Source organism: Mycobacterium malmoense, from assembly GCF_019645855.1.
GTDB lineage: Bacteria > Actinomycetota > Actinomycetes > Mycobacteriales > Mycobacteriaceae > Mycobacterium > Mycobacterium malmoense.
This window is the reverse complement of sequence record NZ_CP080999.1, coordinates 4,530,021-4,550,185: the sequence shown is the minus strand read 5'-3', so window position 1 is coordinate 4,550,185 and position 20,165 is coordinate 4,530,021. Positions and strand designations below refer to the sequence as shown.

Genomic DNA, 20,165 nt, shown 5'->3' with positions numbered 1-20,165 from the left:
GGGCCCCGCATGACCGGGGATTGCGGGCCGCGCGACAGGGCGGAACGTGCGCGGCCTCGTCGCCCGGCTAGTTTGTTCCCTGTGCGATTGGGCGTGCTTGACGTGGGTAGCAACACGGTCCATCTGCTGGTGGTCGATGCCCACCGCGGTGGGCATCCGACACCTATGAGTTCGACGAAGGCCACGCTGCGGCTCTCCGAGTCCATCGACGGCTCGGGCAAGATCACCAAGCGCGGCGCCGACAAGTTGGTTTCCACGATCGGCGAGCTCGCCAAGATCGCGGACAGCTCCGGCTGCGCCGAGCTGATGGCCTTCGCGACGTCCGCGGTCCGCGACGCCGAGAATTCCGACGACGTGCTGTCCCGCGTGCGTAAAGAGACCGGTGTCGAGTTGGAGGTGCTGGGCGGCGTCGACGAGTCGCGGCTGACGTTCCTGGCGGTGCGCCGGTGGTACGGCTGGAGCGCCGGGCGAATCATCAACCTGGACATCGGCGGCGGCTCGCTGGAATTGTCCAGTGGCGTCGACGAGGAGCCCGACGTCGCGCTGTCGTTGCCGTTGGGCGCCGGGCGATTGACCCGCGAATGGCTGCCCGACGATCCGCCCGGCCGGCGCCGGGTGGCGATGCTGCGGGATTGGCTGGACGCCGAGCTGGCAGACGCCAGCGTGGCGGTGCTGGAAGCCGGTCCGCCCGATCTGGCCGTCGCGACCTCGAAGACGTTTCGTTCGTTGGCGCGGCTCACCGGCGCGGCCCCGTCGGCGGCCGGACCGCGGGTCAAGCGGATACTCACAGCAAACGGCCTCAGACAACTCATAGCTTTCATCTCTAGGATGACGACCGCTGACCGGGCCGAGCTGGAAGGAGTGAGCACCGAGCGGGCACCGCAGATCGTGGCGGGCGCCCTGGTGGCGGAGGCAAGCATGCGAGCGCTGTCGATCGAAGAGGTGGATATCTGCCCGTGGGCGTTACGGGAAGGTCTCATCTTGCGCAAACTCGACAGCGAAGCCGACGGAACCGCACTCGTCGAGAGCTCGGTGCGCAATGCTAGAGGCCAGATAGTTGATCGGAACGCGAACCGATCGAGAGGCAACAAACCATGACCGGACCACACTCCGAGACCGAGAGCCCTAGCACTCGGCCGATCTCGGTGGCCGAATTGCTGGCCAGGAACGGAACCATTGGCGCCCCGGCGGTCACTCGGCGGCGGCGCCGTCGGCGCGGCGATAGCGACGCGGTCACGGTCGCCGAGCTGACCGGCGAGATCCCGGTCATCCGTGACGACGACCACCACGAGAGCGAACAGGGGCCCGAAGGAGCGGTCCAGGTCGCCGAACCGGCGCCTCAGCCGGGCCCCGAACCCGTTTCCGAACTTCTCAGCGAAGAACCGGCCCAAAAGGCGTACTGGTCGGAACCCGCGCCGCGCTGGCCCAAGTCGCCGCCGCAGCCCCAACGCTTGTCGGGGCCCGAGCGCAGCGCCTACCCGCGGCCCCTGCCGGACGCCCGGCACCCGGCCGAGCCGGGTCAGCGGTCCGGTGCGGAGGGGATGAGTCCGGACCCGGTGGACAATTACGCCGACATCCCGGTGGACGTGATGGACTCCGAGGTGCGCGAAGCCGAACCCGCGACCGAGGATTCAGCGTACGTGCGCTCCTTCCTGCACTCGGATTCCACGCTGTTCGGCGGGCAGACCCTTGCCGATGAAATCGCTCGGCGACGCGGCGGGGAGCAAGCCGCGGCGGACGCGGGCTCGCTGACGGCCGGACTGGCAGGCGACGAAGAGCTCGACCACCACCCCGACATCGAGGCCGACCGTGCCGGCCAGGCCGGGGAAGCCGAGGAGGTCGAGGGGGCGCCGGGCAGGTTTGAGGCGCTCTGGCGCGGCAGTGTGACCGTGCTGCAATCGATCTTGGCCGTCGTGTTCGGGGCCGGGCTCTTCGTCGCGTTCGACCAGCTGTGGCGTTGGAACAGCATCGTCGCGCTGGTGCTCTCCGTGCTGGTGATCCTGGGCCTGGTGGTGGGGGTCCGGGTGGTGCGCAAAACCGAGGACATCGCCAGCACGTTGATCGCGGTCGCGGTGGGTGCGCTGATCACGTTGGGGCCCTTGGCGCTTTCGCTGCAGTCGGGCTAGGTAGACGTACTCAGAACCACAGACCGTTGCGCCCAGCAATCAAAGTCGGCCTCTCGACGGCCTCGGTGTACCCGTTGCGGGCCGAGGCCGCGTTCGAGTATGCGGCCAGGCTCGGTTACGACGGGATCGAGCTGATGGTGTGGAGCGAGTCGGTCAGCCAAGACGTCGATGCCGTCAAAAAGCTGTCTCGGCGCTATCGCGTGCCGGTGTTGTCGGTGCACGCCCCCTGCCTGCTGATCTCGCAGCGGGTGTGGGGAGCAAACCCGATTCCCAAGCTGGAACGCAGCGTGCGGGCCGCCGAACGCCTGGGCGCACAGACCGTCGTCGTGCATCCGCCGTTTCGTTGGCAACGGCGCTATGCCGAGGGGTTCAGCGACCAGGTGTCCGCCCTCGAAGCCTCCAGCGACGTGATGGTCGCCGTGGAGAACATGTTCCCGTTCCGGGCGGACCGGTTTTTCGGCACCGGCCAGTCACGGGAACGGATGCGCAGGCGCGGCGGCGGCCCGGGCCCGGCGATTTCGGCGTTCGCGCCGTCCTACGACCCGCTGGACGGCAACCATGCGCACTACACGCTGGACCTGTCCCACACCGCGACGGCGGGAACGGACTCGCTGGACATGGCCCGGCGGATGGGTTCGGGCCTGGTTCATCTGCATCTGTGCGACGGCAGCGGGCTGCCCGCCGACGAGCACTTGGTGCCGGGGCGCGGCACGCAGCCCACCGCCGAGGTATGCCAGATGCTGGCCGGCGGCTATTTCGCCGGGCACGTCATTTTGGAAGTGTCCACGTCGGGCGCGCGCTCGGCCACCGAGCGCGAAAGCATGCTCGCCGAATCGTTGCAGTTCGCCCGCACGCATCTGCTGCGCTGACAACCACCAGGAGACCATGAGCGCGCTGTTCACCACCGCGATGACGCTGCGGGAGGCCGGCCCCGGCGTGTATGAGGGCGAGCTCGACAAGCACTGGACCATCGGACCCAAGGTGCACGGGGGCGCGATGCTGGCGCTGTGCGCCAACGCCGCCCGCACCGCGCACGGCGGGCAAGGACTGCAACCGGCCCTGCAGCCGGTGGCCGTGTCGGCAAGCTTCCTGTGGGCGCCCGATCCGGGGGCGGTGCGCCTGGTGACGTCGATCCGCAAGCGCGGGCGTCGGATCAGCGTCGTGGACGTCGAGCTCACCCAGGGCGACCGCACCGCCGTGCACGCCGTCGTCAACCTCGGCGAGCCGGAACATTTCCCACCGGGCGGTCGGGCGGCGCCGCTGCTGTCGGCGAACCCCGTCCTGGACCTGATGGCGCCGGAACCGCCCGACGACGTCGCGCCGATCGGGCCCGGGCACCCGCTGGCCGGCCTGGTGCATCTGGGTGAGGGTTGCGACGTGCGGCCGGTGCTGTCGACGATGGGGCTCAGCGCGAACGGGCGACCGCCGGTGATCCAGATGTGGGCCCGGCCCCGCGGCGTGGCCCCGGACGCGCTGTTCGCGCTCATGTGCGGCGACCTGTCGGCGCCGGTGACCTTCGCCGTGGACCGCACCGGCTGGGCCCCCACCATCCAGCTCACCGCCTTCCTTCGGGGCCTGCCCGCCGACGGCTGGCTGCGAATCATCGCGACGTGCATGGAGATCGGCCACGACTGGTTCGACGAGGACCACATCGTCGTCGACAGCCTGGGCCGCCTCGTGGTGCAAGCCCGCCAGCTGGCGTTGGTCCCTGCCGCTCGGGAGTAGCCGGTGTCTGCGATGCTGTCCGGCATGGCAAGAATCGCGATCATCGGCGGCGGCAGCATCGGCGAGGCATTGCTGTCGGGTCTGCTGCGCGCGGGCCGGCAGGTCAAAGACCTGGTGGTGGCCGAGCGGATGCCCGAGCGCGCCAAGTACCTGGCGGACACCTATTCGGTGTTGGTGACCTCGGTGAGCGATGCGGTGGAGAACGCGACGTTCGTCGTCGTCGCCGTGAAGCCGGCCGACGTCGAGCCGGTGATGGCGGAGGTGGCCCGCGCGGCCGCCGCGGCCGAGGGCGACAGCGCCGAGCAGGTGTTCGTCACGGTCGCGGCGGGGATCACGATCACCTACTTCGAATCCAAGCTGCCGGCCGGGACGCCGGTGGTCCGGGCGATGCCGAACGCGGCGGCGTTGGTGGGTGCGGGGGTGACCGCGCTGGCCAAGGGCCGTTTCGTTACTCCGCCGCAGCTCGAGGGGGTCTCCGCCCTGTTCGACTCGGTCGGCGGCGTGCTGAGCGTTCCCGAATCCCAAATGGACGCCGTGACCGCGCTGTCGGGTTCGGGTCCGGCGTATTTCTTCTTGATGGTCGAGGCCCTGGTCGACGCCGGTGTCGCGGCGGGTCTGAGCCGCCAGGTCGCCACCGACCTGACCGCGCAGACGATGGCCGGATCGGCGGCGATGCTGCTGGAGCGGATGGATTCCGACGGGCGCGCGGTCGAGGGCGAGGCGCCGGGCATGCGGGCGGACACCACGGCGGCGCAGCTGCGCGCGACGGTCACGTCGCCCGGCGGGACGACCGCCGCTGCGCTGCGCGAACTCGAACGGGGCGGGTTGCGGGTGGCCGTGGATGCGGCGGTTCAGGCCGCCAAAAGGCGCTCTGAGCAGCTAAGAATTACATCGGAATAATTTAAAAGTTTCGAACTGATTATCCCCCACCAGTACCAGTAACCCCATTAGTCCCGCTATTCTCCTCTTGTATGCCCGTGTGGGTGCCAGCGGAGGGGAAGCCGCTGGCATTGCGTGGGCCTGACACGATTGGGTTGCGATGACGTCTACGAACGGGCCATCGGCGCGAGATTCAGCTGGCAAGCGGGACACCGGTTCACTCGAGGGCCAGCAGGCCAGGACGCAATTTCTCACCGTCGCCGAGGTGGCGGCGCTGATGCGCGTCTCCAAGATGACGGTGTATCGGCTGGTGCACAACGGCGAGCTGCCCGCGGTCCGGGTGGGGCGGTCCTTCCGGGTACACGCCAAGGCCGTCCACGACATGCTGGAGACTTCGTACTTCGACGCGGGCTAGCCAAGCTCCTGGCCCGACTGTGAAGCTCGCGACGGCGATCGGAGTGTCGCGTCGTGGAATTCACAGTCGGTGCCCGTTTGGTGTTGCGTGCCGCTCGCCGGGTAAGGTGGCTCGAGGTTTTTAGCAGCGATCACCGGTCAGATAGCGGAGTTCATGGGTTCAGTAATCAAGAAGCGGCGCAAGCGCATGTCGAAGAAGAAGCACCGCAAGCTGCTGCGTCGCACACGGGTGCAGCGCAGAAAACTTGGCAAGTAAGCCCAAGTAAGCCCAGTCGACCGTAACGCCGCTGCCTCGCCGGGCCGTTAGGCTGTTCGAGTGGATCAGTCCAGCGGAAATGGTGCCGGAACGGGCGGCGCCGCCGGTGACACCGTGCACTACCCGAAGGTTGTGCTGGTCACCGGCGCCTGCCGTTTCCTGGGCGGTTACCTGACCGCGCGGCTCGCGCAGAACCCGTTGATCAACTCCGTCATCGCGGTGGACGCGATCGCCCCCAGCAAGGACATGCTGCGCCGCATGGGCCGCGCCGAGTTTGTCCGCGCCGACATTCGAAATCCGTTCATTGCTAAGGTGATTCGTAACGGCGACGTCGACACGGTGGTGCACGCCGCGGCGGCGTCGTACGCGCCGCGATCCGGCGGCAGCGCGGCGCTCAAGGAACTCAACGTGATGGGCGCGATGCAACTCTTCGCGGCCTGTCAGAAGGCGCCCTCGGTGCGCCGCGTCGTGCTCAAGTCCACCTCTGAGGTGTACGGGTCGAGTCCGCGCGATCCCGTCATGTTCACCGAGGACAGCAGCGGCCGCCGGCCGTTCCGCGACGGTTTCGCCAAGGACAGCCTCGACATCGAGGGTTACGCGCGCGGATTGGGCCGGCGCCGGCCCGACATCGCGGTGACGATTCTGCGGCTGGCCAACATGATCGGCCCGGCGATGGACACCACGCTGTCGCGATACCTGGCCGGGCCGTTGGTCCCGACGATGTTCGGCCGGGATGCGCGCCTGCAGTTGCTGCACGAGCAGGATGCGCTGGGGGCGCTCGAGCGCGCGGCGATGGCCGGCAAGGCGGGCACGTTCAACATCGGCGCCGACGGCATCATCATGCTGTCCCAGGCGATCCGGCGGGCGGGCCGTATCCCGTTGCCAGTACCCGGCTTTGGCGTCTGGGCGCTGGATTCGCTGAGACGGGCTAATCGCTATACGGAGATAACCCGCGATCAGTTTGATTATTTGAGTTACGGCCGTGTCATGGACACCACGAGAATGAAAACCGAACTCGGCCATCAGCCCAAATGGACGACGGCCGAAGCGTTCGACGACTACGTGCGCGGCCGCGGCTTGACTCCCATAATCGACCCGCATCGGGTACGCTCCTTGGAGGGTCGCGCCATAGCGGTAGCGCAGCGCTGGGGTAGCCGAAATCCAAATCCATGGGGTGGGGTCAGGTAGATATCGTGGCGGCGGGTGAAACCAGAGCGAATGTCATTCCACTGCACGCCAATCGGGGTCGGGTAGCTGCGCGTCGGAGAGCCGACCAACGGGCGGAGTCGTCTCGTCAACATCCTTCGCTGCTTTCTGATCCGCGCGGCCGGGCGTCGGCGGAACAGATCGCCGCCGTCGTCCGCGAAATCGACGAGCACCGCCGCGCCGCGGGTGCGGCTGGCATGTCGGGGACCGCCGAGGCGCCGCTCAACGATCTCGCCCAGCGCGTCGCCGCGGTCGCCGGCTTCCTTCGGCAGCGGATCACGGGCGACTACACCGTCGACGAGTTCGGGTTCGATCCGCACTTCAACAACGCGATCGTTCGGCCTTTGCTGCGGTTCTTCTTCAGGTCGTGGTTCCGGGTCGAGGTCAGCGGTATCGAGAACCTGCCGAGCGACGGCGCCGCGTTGGTGGTGGCCAATCACGCCGGGGTGTTGCCGTTCGACGGGCTGATGCTGTCGGTGGCGGTTCACGACGAGCACCCGGCGCAGCGGGACCTGCGGCTACTGGCCGCCGACATGGTGTTCGACCTGCCCATGATCGGCGAAGCCGCCCGCAAGGCGGGCCACACGATGGCCTGCACGGCGGACGCGCACCGGCTGCTCGCCGCGGGCGAGCTCACCGCCGTGTTCCCGGAGGGCTACAAGGGGCTGGGCAAGCGCTTCGAGGACCGCTATCGGTTGCAGAGATTCGGGCGCGGCGGCTTCGTGACGGCCGCGCTGCGCACCAAGGCGCCGATCGTTCCCTGCTCGATCATCGGTTCCGAAGAGATCTACCCGATGCTCACCGACGTCAAGCTGCTCGCGCGGCTGTTCGGGCTGCCCTACTTCCCGATCACCCCGCTGTTCCCGCTGGCCGGGCCCGCGGGCCTGGTGCCGCTGCCGTCGAAATGGCGCATCGCGTTCGGTGAGCCGATCTACACCACCGACTACGCGGCTTCCGACGCCGAGGACCCGATGGTCACCTTCGAGTTGACCGACCAGGTGCGGGAGACGATTCAGCAGACGCTGTACCGGCTGCTGGCCGGGCGCCGCAACATCTTCTTCGGCTGAGTTCGGCCGTACGCCGGCCCGGGACTACTTGACCAGGGTGAACTGGCAGACGTCCGTGTAGTGGTCGCGGAACAGGTCCGAGCAGCCCCTCAGGTAATGCATGTAGGTGTCGTAGACCTTTTCGCCCTGCAACTCGATGGCCTTCTCCTTGTTGGCTTCCAACGCGTCGGCCCAGGAGTTCAGCGTGGGCACGTAGTTCGACCCGATCCGGTGATAGCGCTCGACCTTGAAGCCGGCGTTGGACGAATAGTGGTCGATCTGCGAAATCCGGGGCAGGCGGCCGCCGGGGAAGATCTCGGTCAAGATGAACTTGATGAAGCGCAGCAGGCTCATCGGCGACGTCAAGCCGAGCTCTTCGGCCTCCTCTTTGTCGGGGATGATGATCGTGTGCAGCAGCATCCTGCCGTCGTCGGGCATCAGGCTGTAAAACTTCTTGAAGAAGGTGTCGTAACGCTCGAACCCGGCGTCCCCGGCGCCGTCGGCGAAGTGCTCGAACGCGCCGAGTGACACGATGCGGTCGATCGGCTCGTCGAATTCCTCCCAGCCTTGGATCCGCACCTCTTTGTGGCGGGGGCTATCCATCTCGTCGAACTTGGCCTTGTCGTGGGCGTACTGATTCTCGCTCAGCGTCAGGCCGATCACGTTGACGTCGTACTCCGCCACGGCGTGCCGCATGGTCGAGCCCCAGCCGCAGCCGATGTCGAGCAGTGTCATGCCGGGCTCGAGGTGCAGCTTGTCCAGCGCGAGTTTGCGTTTGGCGTACTGCGCTTCTTCCAGCGTCATGTTCGGACGCTCTTCAAAGTAGGCGCAGCTGTAGGTCATCGACGGGTCGAGCCACAGCTTGAAGAACTCGTTGGATCGGTCGTAATGGGATCGGACTGCGTCGACTGGCGGCTTTAGCTGCGTGCCACCGGTGTCACCCTGGGACGTCATATGGCTTGACCCTACTTTCCGGCTGATATGGACGCAATTGCGGCGATGGTTTCTTCAGCGCCGGCATCTTGATGTGCGGCTTCCCCCAGCATCGTGACGGTGCTGGTGACCACCGGTTTCCCTTCGGCATCCGTGACTTCGCTGCGGATTTCGGCGATCACGGTGCCGTGGGACTCGAGCACCGAGTCTAGGTACGTGTCGAAATACAGCTTGTCGTGGGCCAGGATTGGCCGGTGGAACCGGAACTTCTGGTCACGGTGGAAGACCCGGGCGATGTTGATGGGGATCTTGAATTTGGTGAAGATCTCCAGCTGCACGCGACGGCCGGCAACCGCGAGGAACGTTAGGGGAGCCACCACTGTGGGATACCCAGCGGCGGCGGCATCATTCTCGCTGAAGTGCGTCGGATGGTCGTCCTTCACCGCGGTCGCGAATTCCCGGATCTTCTCGCGTCCGACCTCGAAATAGTCCGGTGCCCGGTAATGGCTGCCGAGGATTCCTTCGGTCTCTATTGGGACTGTCATGCCGCTTTGCTCTCCGCTCGAATACGTGTCAGCGGCGCAGCCTATCAGCGCGATTGGCGCCGCGATGCCAATGCTGCCAGCGCACCGCCCGCCGCGCCCAGGGCCAGCGCCGAGGGCACCCCGATCCGCGCGGCCTTGCGCGCGGTCCGGAAGTCGCGGATCTCCCACCCGCGTTCGCGGGCCAGGGCCCGCAGGCGGGCGTCGGGATTGATGGCGACCGCCGTGCCCACCAGCGACAGCATCGGCACGTCGTTGTAGCTGTCCGAATAGGCGGTGCAGCGTTTGAGGTTGAGGCCCTCGCGGATCGCCAGCGAGCGCACCGCGTGAGCCTTCCCGGTGCCGTGCAGGATTTCGCCGACCAGCCTGCCGGTGAAGATTCCGTCGACCGACTCGGCGACGGTCCCCAGCGCGCCCGTCAGGCCGAGCCGGCGCGCGATGGTCGCCGCGAGTTCGTATGGGGTGGCGGTGATCAGCCACACCTGCTGGCCGGCGTCGAGGTGCATCTGGGTGAGCTCGCGGGTGCCGGGCCAGATCTTGTCGGCGATGATCTCGTCGTAGACCTCCTCGCCCAGAGCGACCAGCTGCTCGACGGAGCGGCCCTCGATGAAGGCGAGCGCCTTGCGCCGGCCGGCGGCGACGTCGTCGCTGTTCTCCTTGCCGAGCAACTGGAACTTGGCCTGGGCGTAGACGAATCCGAGCACATCGCGATAGGTGAAGTAGTTGCGGGCCGCCAGCCCGCGGCCAAAATGCACCGCCGAGGAACCCTGCACCAGGGTGTTGTCCACGTCGAAGAATGCGGCCGCGGTCAGGTCGATCGGTGGCTGCGGGCGACCCTCCTCGGGGGCGCCCTCGGCCTGCAGGTCTTCCAGCGCGCGTTTGGCGCTTGCGTTGTCGGCCAACGACTCCAAGTCAATGCGACCGGCGCCGCCCGACTCAGAGGAAGTCATCGCCGCATCTCCTAGATCGCCGTGCCGCCCGGTAACCAGCGGGTGGCCGGTATCAACCCTATCCGGCGGACGTCTAGAGCGGGTTTCGCGATGCCGGCCCTTCGGCGGGCGGCGTCATCGGGTTCAGGACCACATGGCCAGATTCGCCGACATTGCGCCGGTGTAGTTGCGGTGGGCGGTCTCGCCCGCGGTCCGCAGTTGAGCCAATGCCTCGCGCATCATCGCCTCGCCGCGAGCCCAGTGCCGGTGCGCCTCGGCGTGGGCCGCCGCGCCTCGCCCCGTCCACGTCGCGTGCAGATTGCTTACGAGAGAATCGATTTCGGTGAGCGTGTTGTCGGCGTAGCGCTGAAACTCCGTCATTCGTTGCGCCGCGTCGGCCAGCGCTTGCGGATCGACCCGAAACGCCTCAGCCACGGTCCACCCCGCCCAGCGCCCGCGCGGATACCGCCTCGTTCGCCTGATACATCCCACCGGCCTGGGCCACCAACCGCGCCAGCATCGACAAGCCCACCTCCACCTCGCCGGCGCCGCGATGCCACAGCTCCCACGCGGAGGCGTAGGCGCTCCCGGATGCGCCGCGCCAGCCGCCCAGCATCCCGCCGACCTGGCCGTCGAGGGCGGCCAGCCGGTGCCGCAGATCCTCGGCGGCACCGCACAATGTGTCGGCGAACCCCCGCATCGCGGGCGGGTCGACGCGCAACGTGTCGTCAGCGGCCACAGCGGCAACCTAACCGTCACCGCCCGGCCCCACAATTCACCCCAGACGCCGCCGAAAGGCCCGGCGGTCTGGGGCAAATGCCACACTGGGGCCATGCCTCAACCCACGAGCCGGGCACGGGTGGAGCTGCTGACCCGCGACGGCTGCACCGTCTGCGCGCGGGTACACGCGCGGCTGGCCGAACTGGCCGCCGAGCTGGGCTTCGAGCTGTCCACGACCGATGTCGACGCCGCCGCGTCGACGGGCAACCCGCGATTGCGGGCCGAGTTCGGTGATCGGCTGCCGGTGATTTTGCTGGACGGTCGCGAGCACAGTTACTGGGAGATCGATGAGGCTCGGCTGCGCGCCGATCTGGCCCGCACCGATATTTGGTAGCCCACCTGATAAACGTTTACCGTGGACACCAGTTCAGTTACTGGAGGAAGCAAGGGAGCTGGCCAGGTGATGCTGCCGTGAGCATCCTGCTCTTCGGGGTTTCGCACCGCAGTGCGCCGGTCTCCGTGCTGGAACAGCTCAGCACCGACGAGTCCGATCAGGTCAAGATCGTCGATCGGGTGTTGCAGTCACCGCTGGTGACCGAGGCGATGGTGCTGTCGACTTGCAACCGGGTCGAGGTCTACGCCGTCGTCGACGCGTTCCACGGCGGGTTGGCGGTGGTCGGGCAGGTGCTGTCGGAACACTCCGGAATGTCGATGGCCGACCTGACCCAATACGCCTACGTCCGCTACAGCGAGGCCGCCGTCGAACACCTATTCGCGGTCGCCAGCGGCCTGGATTCGGCGGTGATCGGCGAGCAGCAGGTGCTCGGTCAGGTGCGCCGCGCATACGCCGCGGCCGAGGCCAACCGCACCGTCGGCCGGGTGCTGCACGAGCTGGCGCAGCGGGCGCTGTCGGTGGGCAAGCGGGTGCATTCCGAAACCGCTATCGACGCCGCCGGCGCCTCGGTGGTGTCGGTCGCCCTGGGCATGGCCGAACGCCGGCTGGGCGGGCTGGCGGGCAAGACCGCCGTGGTCGTCGGCGCAGGGGCGATGGGCGCGCTGTCGTCGGCGCACCTGACCCGGGCCGGCATCGAGCGCATCCGCGTGGTCAACCGGTCGGCGTCGCGGGCCCAGCGCCTGGCCCGCCGGATCCGGGAGTCGGGCGTGCGGGCCGAGGCGCTGACCCTCGACCGGCTGGCCGACGCGCTGGCGGATGCCGACGCCGTGGTCAGCTGCACGGGGGCGGTCAGCCCCGTGGTTTCGCTGGCCGACGTGCACCACGCGCTGGCCGCCGCCCGCCGCTCGAGTGTTGATGAGACCACCCATCCCTTGGTGATCTGCGACCTGGGCATGCCGCGCGACGTCGACCCGGCGGTGGCCGGGCTGCCCGGCGTCTGGGTCGTCGACGTGGAGCGTGTGCAACACGAACCGTCGGCCCATGCCGCGGCCGCCGATGTCGAGGCCGCGCGCCACATCGTGGCGGCCGAAGTTGCCAGCTATCTCGCGGGACAGCGGATGGCCGAGGTCACCCCCACGGTGACCGCCTTGCGCCAGCGCGCCGCCGATGTAGTCGAGGCGGAGCTGCTGCGCCTGGACAACCGGCTACCCGGGCTCGCCAGCGCCGAGCGCGAGGAGGTGGCCCGCACCGTGCGGCGGGTGGTGGACAAGCTGCTGCACGCGCCCACCGTACGGATCAAACAGCTCGCCAGTGCCCCAGGGGGTGACAGCTACGCCGAGGCGCTGCGCGAACTGTTCGAATTGGACCAGACCGCCATAGACTCCGTAGCCGCCGTCGTCGCGGGCGAATTGCCAGTGGTGCCAAGCGGATTCGACCCTGGCCCCCGCGCGCACGGTGCGGGTAGCCCAAACCAGCCCGGTGAGTAGCTGATTGGCGCCCGTGATCCGCATAGGCACCCGGGGCAGTCTGTTGGCCACCACCCAGGCCGGCGTCGTCAGGGACGCCCTGATCGCCAACGGCCATCCCGCGGAATTGGTGACCATTGCCACCGCGGGCGACCGATCATCGGCGCCCATCGAAAGCCTGGGCGTGGGCGTCTTCACCACGGCGCTGCGCGAGGCGATCCAGGACGGCCGCGTCGATGCCGCGGTGCACTCGCACAAGGATTTGCCAACCGCCGATGACCCGAGGTTCACGATCGCGGCGATACCGCCACGGAATGACCCCCGCGACGCGGTGGTGGCCCGCGATGGGCTGGTGCTCGCGGAGTTGCCAGCCGGTTCGCTGGTGGGCACGTCGTCTCCGCGGCGGGCCGCACAGCTTAGAGCATTGGGTCTCGGTTTGGAAATCCGCCCCCTACGAGGCAACCTAGATACCAGGTTGAACAGGGTAAGCAGTGGTGATCTTGACGCGATCGTGGTTGCCCGGGCCGGCCTGGCCCGGCTGGGCCGCCTCGGCGATGTCACCGAGACGCTAGAGCCGGTGCAGATGTTGCCAGCACCGGCTCAGGGCGCGCTGGCCGTCGAATGCCGCGCCGGTGACAGCCGGTTGGCGGCGGTGCTGGCGGAGTTGGACGACGCCGACACGCGCGTGGCGGTCACCGCGGAGCGAGCCCTGCTGGCCGAACTGGAGGCCGGTTGTTCCGCACCGGTGGGCGCGATCGCCGAGGTGGTCGAGTCCATCGATGAGGAAGGCCGCGTCTTCGAAGAGCTGTCGCTGCGTGGCTGCGTGGCGGCGCTGGACGGGTCCGACGTGATCCGCGCGTCCGGCATCGGCAGTCCCGGTCGGGCACGGGAGCTGGGGCTCTCGGTCGCCGCCGAGCTGTTCGAACTGGGCGCGCGGGAGCTGATGTCGGCGGCGCGGCAGGGTCCGCGCGAGGGAGTTGAGCGAGAGACGTGGGAGCGACAATGACACGAGGGCGTAAGCCGAGACCGGGCCGCATCACTTTCGTGGGCTCTGGCCCGGGCGACCCGGGATTGTTGACCGCACGGGCGGCCACGGTGCTGGCCAACGCCGCCCTGGTGTTCACCGACCCCGACGTGCCCGAGCCCGTGCTGGCGCTGATCGGCAGGGACCTGCCGCCGATCTCCGGCCCGGCGCCGGCCGGTCCCGCTGCCCGCAAGGGCGACGCGGCCGGCGGCGACGGAGATCAGCCCCCGGCGCTACCGGGCGGCCCCGACATCCGCCCGGCGCTGGGCGAGCCCGCCGAAGTCGCCAAGACGCTCACCACCGAGGCCCGGTCCGGCGCCGACGTGGTGCGGCTGGTGGCCGGTGACCCGCTGACGCTCGACGCGGTGATCGCCGAGGCGAACGCCGTCGCGCGGAGCCACCTGCCCATCGAGATCATCCCCGGCCTGGCCACCACCAGCGCCGTCCCCACTTATGCGGGGCTGCCGCTGGGCTCGTCGCACACCGTCGCCGACGTCCGCGCCGACCCCGACGACATCGACTGGGAGGCGCTGGCCGCGGCTCCTGGTCCGCTGATCCTGCAGGCCACCGGGTCGCATCTCGCCGATGCGGCCCGCGCCCTGATCGACCACGAGCTGGCCGAGGCCACCCCGTGCGTGGTGACCGCACAGGGCACCACCTGTCAGCAGCGTTCGGTCGAAACCACGCTGGCGGGACTGACCGACCCGGCCGTGCTGAACGGCACCGACCCCGCGGGTCCGCCCCCGGCAAACGGCCGGATGGCGCCGCTGGTGGTGACCATCGGCAAGACGGTGGCCAGCCGGGCGAAGCTGAACTGGTGGGAAAGCCGCGCGCTCTACGGCTGGACCGTGTTGGTGCCCCGCACCAAGGACCAGGCCGGCGAGATGAGCGAGCGGCTGACCTCCTACGGCGCGCTGCCGATCGAGGTGCCGACCATCGCCGTCGAGCCGCCGCGCAGCCCCGCCCAGATGGAGCGGGCCGTCAAGGGCCTGGTCGACGGCCGCTTCCAGTGGGTGGTGTTCACCTCCACCAACGCGGTGCGCGCGGTCTGGGAGAAGTTCGGCGAGTTCGGCCTGGACGCCCGCGCGTTCTCCGGGGTGAAGATCGCCTGCGTCGGCGAGTCGACGGCCGACCGGGTCCGCGCGTTCGGGATCAGCCCCGAGCTGGTGCCGGCCGGTGAGCAGTCCTCGCTGGGCCTGCTGGACGACTTCCCGCCCTACGACAGCGTTTTCGACCCGGTGAACCGGGTCCTGCTGCCGCGCGCCGACATCGCCACCGAGACGCTGGCCGAGGGGTTGCGCGAGCGTGGCTGGGAGATCGAGGACGTCACCGCCTACCGGACCGTGCGCGCCGCGCCCCCGCCGGCGGCCACCCGCGAGATGATCAAGACGGGCGGCTTCGACGCGGTGTGCTTCACCTCCAGCTCCACCGTGCGCAACCTGGTCGGCATCGCGGGCAAGCCGCACGCGCGGACGATCATCGCCTGCATCGGCCCCAAGACCGCCGAGACCGCCGCCGAGTTCGGCCTGCGGGTGGACGTGCAGCCCGACACCGCCGCCGTCGGCCCGCTGGTCGACGCCCTGGCCGAACACGCCGCGCGGCTGCGCGCCGAGGGCGCGCTGCCGCCGCCGCGCAAGAAGAGCCGCAGGCGCTAGTGGCGGCCGGACAGGCGAGCGTGCGTGTCTGCACAGCGACACGCCGCCGGGGCTGGCATTCTGCGCACGCTCGCGGCCGATGAGCATGGGCTATCCCCGGCAGCGCCCGCGCCGGCTCCGCTCAACCCCCGCTCTGCGTCGCTTGGTGGCGCAAACGTCCTTGGAACCACGGCATTTGGTGTTGCCGATGTTCGTCGCCGACGGCATCGACGAACCGCGGCCGATTCCGTCCATGCCGAACGTGGTTCAGCACACCCGGGACTCGCTGCGCGCCGCCGCCGCCGCCGCCGTCGCCGCCGGGGTGGGCGGGCTGATGCTGTTCGGCGTGCCCCGCGATGAGGACAAGGATTCGACCGGCTCGGCCGGCACCGACCCCGACGGCATCCTCAACGCCGCGCTGCGCGACCTGGCCAAGGATCTCGGTGACGCCACGGTGTTGATGGCCGACACCTGCCTGGACGAGTTCACCGATCACGGGCACTGCGGGGTTCTCGACGACCGGCGACGCGTCGATAACGACGCCACCGTGGCCCGTTACGTGGAACTCGCTGTGGCGCAAGCGGAATCGGGCGCCCACGTGGTGGGGCCGAGCGGGATGATGGACGGTCAGGTGGCCGCGATCCGCGACGGCCTGGACGCCGCGGGCCACACCGACGTGGTGATCCTGGCCTACGCCGCGAAGTTCGCCTCGGCGTTCTACGGCCCCTTCCGCGAAGCGGTGAGCTCGAGCCTGTCCGGAGACCGGCGCACCTACCAGCAGGAGCCGGGCAACTTCCGGGAGGCGCTGCGCGAGATCCGACTCGATCTCGACGAGGGCGCGGACATCGTGATGGTCAAGCCCGCGATGGGTTATCTTGACGTGGTCGCGGCTGCGGCCTCGATTTCGCCGGTGCCGGTGGCCGCCTATCAGGTGTCGGGGGAGTACGCGATGATTTGCGCTGCGGCGGCGAACGATTGGATCGACGGCCGCGCCGCCGCGCTGGAATCGTTGACCAGCATCCGGCGCGCCGGAGCCGATATCGTGCTCAGCTACTGGGCCGCCGAGGCGGCGGGTTGGCTTGCGTGAGGTGAGGCTTCCATGACTACAGCGAGGGACACCAGGGTGAAGCCGTTGTTCTACGAGCCCGGCGCCAGCTGGTGGTGGGTGCTGCTGGGCCCGGCGTCGGCGGCGGCCATGATCCTGATCGAAATCTGGAGCGGCGCCCCGGTGTCACTCTTGGTCCCGCTCGTCTTTTTGGTCCTGGTGTCGGCGTTCGTGGCGTTGCAAGTGAAGGCGGCGCGGATCCACGTCTCGGTCGAGCTCACCGAGGACGCCCTGCGCGAGGGCACCGAAACCATCCTGGTGCGCGAAATCGTCAAGGTGTATCCGGAAGCCGAGAATCACGAGGCTTCCGGGAAGGAGCTGGCGAGGTGGCAGTCGGCGCGGGCGCTTGGCGAATTGGTCGGCGTGCCCCGCGGCCGGATAGGCATCGGCCTCAGGCTCACCGAGGGGCGCACCGCCCAGGCCTGGGCGCGTCGGCATCGTCACCTTCGCGCGGCGCTGACCCCGCTGGTCCAGGAGCGGGTCGAGCCCGCCGGATCCGATGTCACCGACGACGACGGGTCGGTGCGGTGATCGCCCGATACCGGGCCCTGGTCGAACTCGGCCTGGCCTGTGCCGCGCTGGTGGGCGCGGGCGTCAGCTGGACGCACGCCCGCCACATCGTCGGTGTCGCACCCATCGCGGACGGGCAGCCGACCACCACGTCGTTGGTGTATGACCCGCAGCTGCTGTTGCTGACCCTGGTGCTGGTGACGACCGCCGGGCTGCTGCTGGTGGCGGGGATCGCCAGGCTCCGGCGCTCTAGGGCTTAGGCCGTCTTCTTGATGAGCGGCAGCACGAACTGGCGGCGGCGCACGATGGCTTCGGCCAGGTTGCGAAGCGCCTCCTGCACCGAGCGCGCCATCGGAAACATGGCCCCGTCGCCGGCGTCGTTCAACAGCTCGATCACCGCCGGGCTCGCGACCAATGTCCACTCCGCGCCGGCGGCCTGGCACTCCTCATCGAACTCGTACAGAAGCGAGATACCGGCCGCCGCAAACAGACTCACGTCACTCAGGTCGAGCACCACCGGCTCGGTCCCGAGGACGAAACGCCGGATGTACTCGCCGACCCGGCCGGCGTTGACGCCGTCGATCTCGCCCCGGACGGTCACCACCGTCGCCAGGTGACGGCAGTGCGCCCGAATCTGAGCGCCACCGCACTCAAGGGTGCCGTTCCCCCGCCGGGCGTTCGGGCCCGGCTTCGACACCGACGTAGCGATTGCGATAGTCATGAGCAGCCCCATTCCCCGTGGCGTTCGTTGTGGCCGTGTAGGACCGACTCGGCGCGGACCAATGTCTTTAACGGTGCCCGTTAAAAGTAAGGAGACTTCCAGCCGGCTCTAACTCTTTGCTAAGAAGCGACTTTCGGAACGTTTTCGGCGACTCCAAGCGACATCGACGATGTTTCGGGTGCCACACCAAGCCACACCAGGGCCCGTCACGCCATCGCGGCAGTCACGCTGTTAGGCTGCGAAAGCTGCCGGTTGCGCAGTCGGGGGCTGGTGAAATGGCCTGTGGCATGGATCAGCCGCCCGGTCAGCCGGACTGCATGCGAACGAAACGGCAGGGTTCCGGACGGAAAGAGCATCGTGCGCGGCGCAGAGACCAGGGGAGAGATCAAGGCCCTGACGGGACTCCGCATCGTCGCCGCGCTGTGGGTGGTGCTGTTTCACTTCCGGCCGATGTTGGGCGATGCGTCGCCCGATTTCCGCGACGCGCTGGCGCCGGTACTCAACTGCGGCGCGCAGGGCGTCGACCTCTTCTTCATCCTCAGCGGGTTCGTGCTGACGTGGAACTACCTCGACCGCATGGGCCGGGCATGGTCGACGCGCGCCACCCTGCACTTCCTGTGGCTGCGGCTGGCCAGGGTGTGGCCGGTGTACCTGGTCACGTTGCACCTGGCAGTCCTGTGGGTGATCTTCACCCTGCACGTCGGCCACGTGCCGTCGCCCGACGCGGGCCAGCTCACCGCGGTCAGCTACGTACGCCAGGTCCTACTGGTGCAGCTGTGGTTCCAGCCGTTCTTCGATGACTCCAGTTGGGACGGGCCGGCCTGGTCGATCAGCGCGGAATGGCTGGCCTACCTGCTCTTCGGCCTGCTCGTTCTGGTGATCTTGCGGATGAAGCAGGCCACGAGGGCGCGAAGCCTGATGTTGCTGGCCTTCGCGGCGTCGTTGCCGCCGGTGGTGATGTTGCTGGCCAGCGGCCACTTTTACACCCCGTGGAGCTGGCTGCCGCGGATCGTGACGCAGTTCACCGCCGGCGCCCTGGCCTGCGCCGCCGTGCGCAGGTTGCGGCCGACCGATCGCTCCCGCCTCGTCGCGGGGTACGTCGCCCTGCTTCTCCTGGTGGCCATGGGGGCCGTTCTCTACTGGTTTGACGCGCACCCGATAACCGGCGTCGTGGAGAACGACAGCGGCGGCGTGGTCGACGTGCTGTTCGTTCCGCTGGTGATCACGCTGGCGGTCGGCGCGGGCGGCCTGCCGAGGCTGCTGTCGACGCGGCTCATGGTTTACGGCGGGCAGATCTCGTTTTGCCTGTACATGGTGCACGAGCTGGTGCATACCGCCTGGGGATGGGCCGTCGAGCAATTCGAGTTGACGCCGCAGGACAATCCGTGGAAATGGAACGTCGTCGGCCTGCTCGCGATCGCCGTGGGGGGTTCAATCCTGCTGTACCACTTCGTCGAAGAGCCTGCCCGCCGGTGGATGCGCAGGATGGTCGACGTCCGGGCCGCGGACGCGAGAACCGAGCACGGCGAACCGGCAAGCACCAAGCTGCATCCGATCGACGGTGGGCTGGAAGCGGTTTCGGCCCGCGCGGTCTGACACCCGCGTGGGTACGCGAATCGTTTTGTGCCCAGCGCCGATTCAGCGGGTTGCCAGCCGGTTCCCGTCGTTTCCCCGTACGATTCCGTTGATTCGGATGCGGCGGTTCCCAGGGGAGGTAGCGGTGAGTCGGCTGGCCACGTTAGTCATCAGCCTGACTTTTCTGGCCGGCGTCGTCTGTGAATATTCGCCATGCCCGGCCCGGGTGCGGGCCTATGACACACTGACCCTGGATTCCCGGCTGAACCACGTCGCGGTGATCGGCGACTCCTATACCACCGGCACCGATGAGGGCGGCCTGGGCCCCAGGGCATGGACCGCGCTTGCCTGGCACAGCCTCGCCGCGCGAGGCGTGCGGATCGCCGCCGACGTGGCGGCCGAGGGCAGGGCCGGTTATTTCGTGCGCGGTGACCACGGCAGCGTGTTCGAGGATCTGACCGCCAGGGCGGCCAAGCGCGACGACGCACTGGTGGTGTTCTTCGGCTCCCGCAACGACGACGGCGTCGATCCCGAGCTGGTGGCCGAAAGGGCCCGCGGCGCCTTCGATTTGGCGCGCCGCCTGGCGCCGGCGGCGAAATTCTTGGTGATCGGGCCGCCGTGGCCAACCGCCGCCGTTCCCGAGTCGATGCTGCAGATTCGCGACGTGCTGCACGCCGCGGCCGGGGGTGCGGGAGCGGCGTTCGTCGACCCGATCGCCGAAGGATGGTTCGTCGGCAGGCCCGACCTGATCGGGGTGGATGGCGTGCACCCGACCGACGCGGGCCACGAGTATCTGGCGGACCGGATCGCGCCGCTCATCCGCGCGCAGTTGTCTAGGTGAGTAGGGCGGCCGGCTGTGCTGACGTTTCAGTCGTCTGCATTCCGTTCATGATCCCATCGCTCCAGATCTCTCGCGGGTTCGGCAAACCAACTCCAGCGACTGACGCGGCCACTGCGAGG

23 protein-coding genes and 1 pseudogene are annotated in these 20,165 nt (G+C 68.6%); 18 read left to right on the top strand and 6 right to left on the bottom strand.

The features are described from left to right. Positions 1 to 81 precede the first annotated feature (81 nt). The 9 genes from K3U93_RS20930 (at position 82) to K3U93_RS20890 (ending at position 7,673) form a co-directional block, all read left to right on the top strand. Complete coding sequence (locus K3U93_RS20930; protein ID WP_071511189.1) at positions 82 to 1,098, top strand: Ppx/GppA family phosphatase; 1,017 nt, start codon at positions 82 to 84, stop codon at positions 1,096 to 1,098. Next, on the top strand, positions 1,095 to 2,126 hold the full coding sequence (locus K3U93_RS20925; RefSeq protein WP_071511190.1) for an Rv0497 family membrane protein: 1,032 nt from the start codon (positions 1,095 to 1,097) through the stop codon (positions 2,124 to 2,126). Before K3U93_RS20930 ends, K3U93_RS20925 begins: the two co-directional genes overlap by 4 nt. 26 nt (positions 2,127 to 2,152) lie before the next feature. Beyond that, positions 2,153 to 2,995 carry a sugar phosphate isomerase/epimerase family protein gene (locus K3U93_RS20920; RefSeq protein ID WP_071511191.1) on the top strand — a complete coding sequence of 281 codons (843 nt, stop codon included), beginning with the start codon at positions 2,153 to 2,155 and terminating at the stop codon, positions 2,993 to 2,995. 16 nt (positions 2,996 to 3,011) lie between these two features. Then, complete coding sequence (locus tag K3U93_RS20915) at positions 3,012 to 3,851, top strand: thioesterase family protein (protein ID WP_071511192.1); 840 nt, start codon at positions 3,012 to 3,014, stop codon at positions 3,849 to 3,851. Between the two features lie 24 nt (positions 3,852 to 3,875). Continuing rightward, positions 3,876 to 4,751 (top strand): pyrroline-5-carboxylate reductase, encoded by an 876-nt coding sequence (proC, locus tag K3U93_RS20910; protein ID WP_176219903.1) that lies wholly within the window; start codon positions 3,876 to 3,878, stop codon positions 4,749 to 4,751. A 139-nt stretch (positions 4,752 to 4,890) separates the two neighbouring features. Continuing rightward, positions 4,891 to 5,145 carry a cell division/environmental response transcriptional regulator gene (locus K3U93_RS20905; protein ID WP_071511194.1) on the top strand — a complete coding sequence of 85 codons (255 nt, stop codon included), beginning with the start codon at positions 4,891 to 4,893 and terminating at the stop codon, positions 5,143 to 5,145. Between the two features lie 153 nt (positions 5,146 to 5,298). Continuing rightward, entirely contained in the window at positions 5,299 to 5,400 is a 102-nt protein-coding gene (locus K3U93_RS20900; protein WP_003402602.1) for a 30S ribosomal protein bS22, read from the top strand. Positions 5,401 to 5,460: 60 nt separating this feature from the next. Further along, positions 5,461 to 6,588, top strand: coding sequence for an SDR family oxidoreductase (locus K3U93_RS20895; protein WP_071511195.1), 1,128 nt, complete (start codon positions 5,461 to 5,463; stop codon positions 6,586 to 6,588). Further along, on the top strand, positions 6,570 to 7,673 hold the full coding sequence (locus tag K3U93_RS20890; protein WP_071511196.1) for a lysophospholipid acyltransferase family protein: 1,104 nt from the start codon (positions 6,570 to 6,572) through the stop codon (positions 7,671 to 7,673). Before K3U93_RS20895 ends, K3U93_RS20890 begins: the two co-directional genes overlap by 19 nt. A 24-nt stretch (positions 7,674 to 7,697) precedes the next feature. Here the strand turns inward: K3U93_RS20890 and cmaA2 are convergent, their stop codons facing one another. The 5 genes from cmaA2 to K3U93_RS20865 all read right to left on the bottom strand — a co-directional run bounded on the left by cmaA2 (position 7,698) and on the right by K3U93_RS20865 (position 10,795). Next, positions 7,698 to 8,606: a cyclopropane mycolic acid synthase CmaA2 gene (gene cmaA2 / locus K3U93_RS20885; protein ID WP_071511197.1), complete on the bottom strand. Its 909-nt coding sequence runs from the start codon at positions 8,604 to 8,606 to the stop codon at positions 7,698 to 7,700. 11 nt (positions 8,607 to 8,617) lie between these two features. Continuing rightward, complete coding sequence (locus K3U93_RS20880) at positions 8,618 to 9,130, bottom strand: FAS1-like dehydratase domain-containing protein (RefSeq protein ID WP_071511198.1); 513 nt, start codon at positions 9,128 to 9,130, stop codon at positions 8,618 to 8,620. Positions 9,131 to 9,174: 44 nt separating this feature from the next. Beyond that, on the bottom strand, positions 9,175 to 10,077 hold the full coding sequence (locus tag K3U93_RS20875; RefSeq protein ID WP_071511199.1) for an HAD family hydrolase: 903 nt from the start codon (positions 10,075 to 10,077) through the stop codon (positions 9,175 to 9,177). 123 nt (positions 10,078 to 10,200) lie between these two features. Then, entirely contained in the window at positions 10,201 to 10,491 is a 291-nt protein-coding gene (locus tag K3U93_RS20870) for a WXG100 family type VII secretion target (protein WP_071511200.1), read from the bottom strand. Next, the gene (locus K3U93_RS20865) at positions 10,484 to 10,795 is read right to left on the bottom strand and encodes a WXG100 family type VII secretion target (protein WP_071511201.1); all 312 of its coding nucleotides are present in this window, start codon (positions 10,793 to 10,795) and stop codon (positions 10,484 to 10,486) included. Before K3U93_RS20865 ends, K3U93_RS20870 begins: the two co-directional genes overlap by 8 nt. A 93-nt stretch (positions 10,796 to 10,888) precedes the next feature. On the opposite strand from K3U93_RS20865, the pseudogene K3U93_RS20860 reads away from it, so the two are divergent. The 7 genes and pseudogenes from K3U93_RS20860 (at position 10,889) to K3U93_RS20830 (ending at position 17,169) form a co-directional block, all read left to right on the top strand. Beyond that, positions 10,889 to 11,240: pseudogene (locus tag K3U93_RS20860) on the top strand (glutaredoxin family protein). A gap of 7 nt (positions 11,241 to 11,247) precedes the next feature. Then, positions 11,248 to 12,657, top strand: coding sequence for a glutamyl-tRNA reductase (locus K3U93_RS20855; protein WP_071511203.1), 1,410 nt, complete (start codon positions 11,248 to 11,250; stop codon positions 12,655 to 12,657). Positions 12,658 to 12,670: 13 nt separating this feature from the next. Next, positions 12,671 to 13,642 carry a hydroxymethylbilane synthase gene (gene hemC / locus K3U93_RS20850; RefSeq protein ID WP_071511204.1) on the top strand — a complete coding sequence of 324 codons (972 nt, stop codon included), beginning with the start codon at positions 12,671 to 12,673 and terminating at the stop codon, positions 13,640 to 13,642. Beyond that, entirely contained in the window at positions 13,639 to 15,315 is a 1,677-nt protein-coding gene (locus K3U93_RS20845; protein WP_071511205.1) for a bifunctional uroporphyrinogen-III C-methyltransferase/uroporphyrinogen-III synthase, read from the top strand. The genes hemC and K3U93_RS20845 overlap by 4 nt, the downstream gene beginning before the upstream one ends. A 79-nt stretch (positions 15,316 to 15,394) precedes the next feature. Continuing rightward, positions 15,395 to 16,381 (top strand): porphobilinogen synthase, encoded by a 987-nt coding sequence (gene hemB / locus K3U93_RS20840; protein ID WP_139796804.1) that lies wholly within the window; start codon positions 15,395 to 15,397, stop codon positions 16,379 to 16,381. Positions 16,382 to 16,393: 12 nt separating this feature from the next. Next, positions 16,394 to 16,930, top strand: coding sequence for a transport-regulating membrane protein Mce1N (mce1N, locus tag K3U93_RS20835; protein WP_176219902.1), 537 nt, complete (start codon positions 16,394 to 16,396; stop codon positions 16,928 to 16,930). Continuing rightward, a complete protein-coding gene (locus K3U93_RS20830) occupies positions 16,927 to 17,169 on the top strand; it encodes a hypothetical protein (RefSeq protein ID WP_071511206.1) in 243 nt (80 codons plus the stop codon). The genes mce1N and K3U93_RS20830 overlap by 4 nt, the downstream gene beginning before the upstream one ends. On the opposite strand, the gene K3U93_RS20825 is transcribed toward K3U93_RS20830, so the two are convergent. Beyond that, positions 17,166 to 17,630, bottom strand: coding sequence for an STAS domain-containing protein (locus K3U93_RS20825; protein ID WP_071511246.1), 465 nt, complete (start codon positions 17,628 to 17,630; stop codon positions 17,166 to 17,168). The genes K3U93_RS20830 and K3U93_RS20825 overlap by 4 nt on opposite strands. 357 nt (positions 17,631 to 17,987) lie before the next feature. Between K3U93_RS20825 and K3U93_RS20820 the strand changes: the two genes are divergently transcribed. After that, positions 17,988 to 19,226, top strand: a complete 1,239-nt coding sequence (locus tag K3U93_RS20820) for an acyltransferase family protein (RefSeq protein ID WP_071511207.1) — start codon at positions 17,988 to 17,990, stop codon at positions 19,224 to 19,226. Positions 19,227 to 19,350: 124 nt separating this feature from the next. Then, on the top strand, positions 19,351 to 20,046 hold the full coding sequence (locus K3U93_RS20815; protein WP_176219901.1) for an Rv0518 family GDSL lipase: 696 nt from the start codon (positions 19,351 to 19,353) through the stop codon (positions 20,044 to 20,046). Positions 20,047 to 20,165 lie beyond the last annotated feature (119 nt).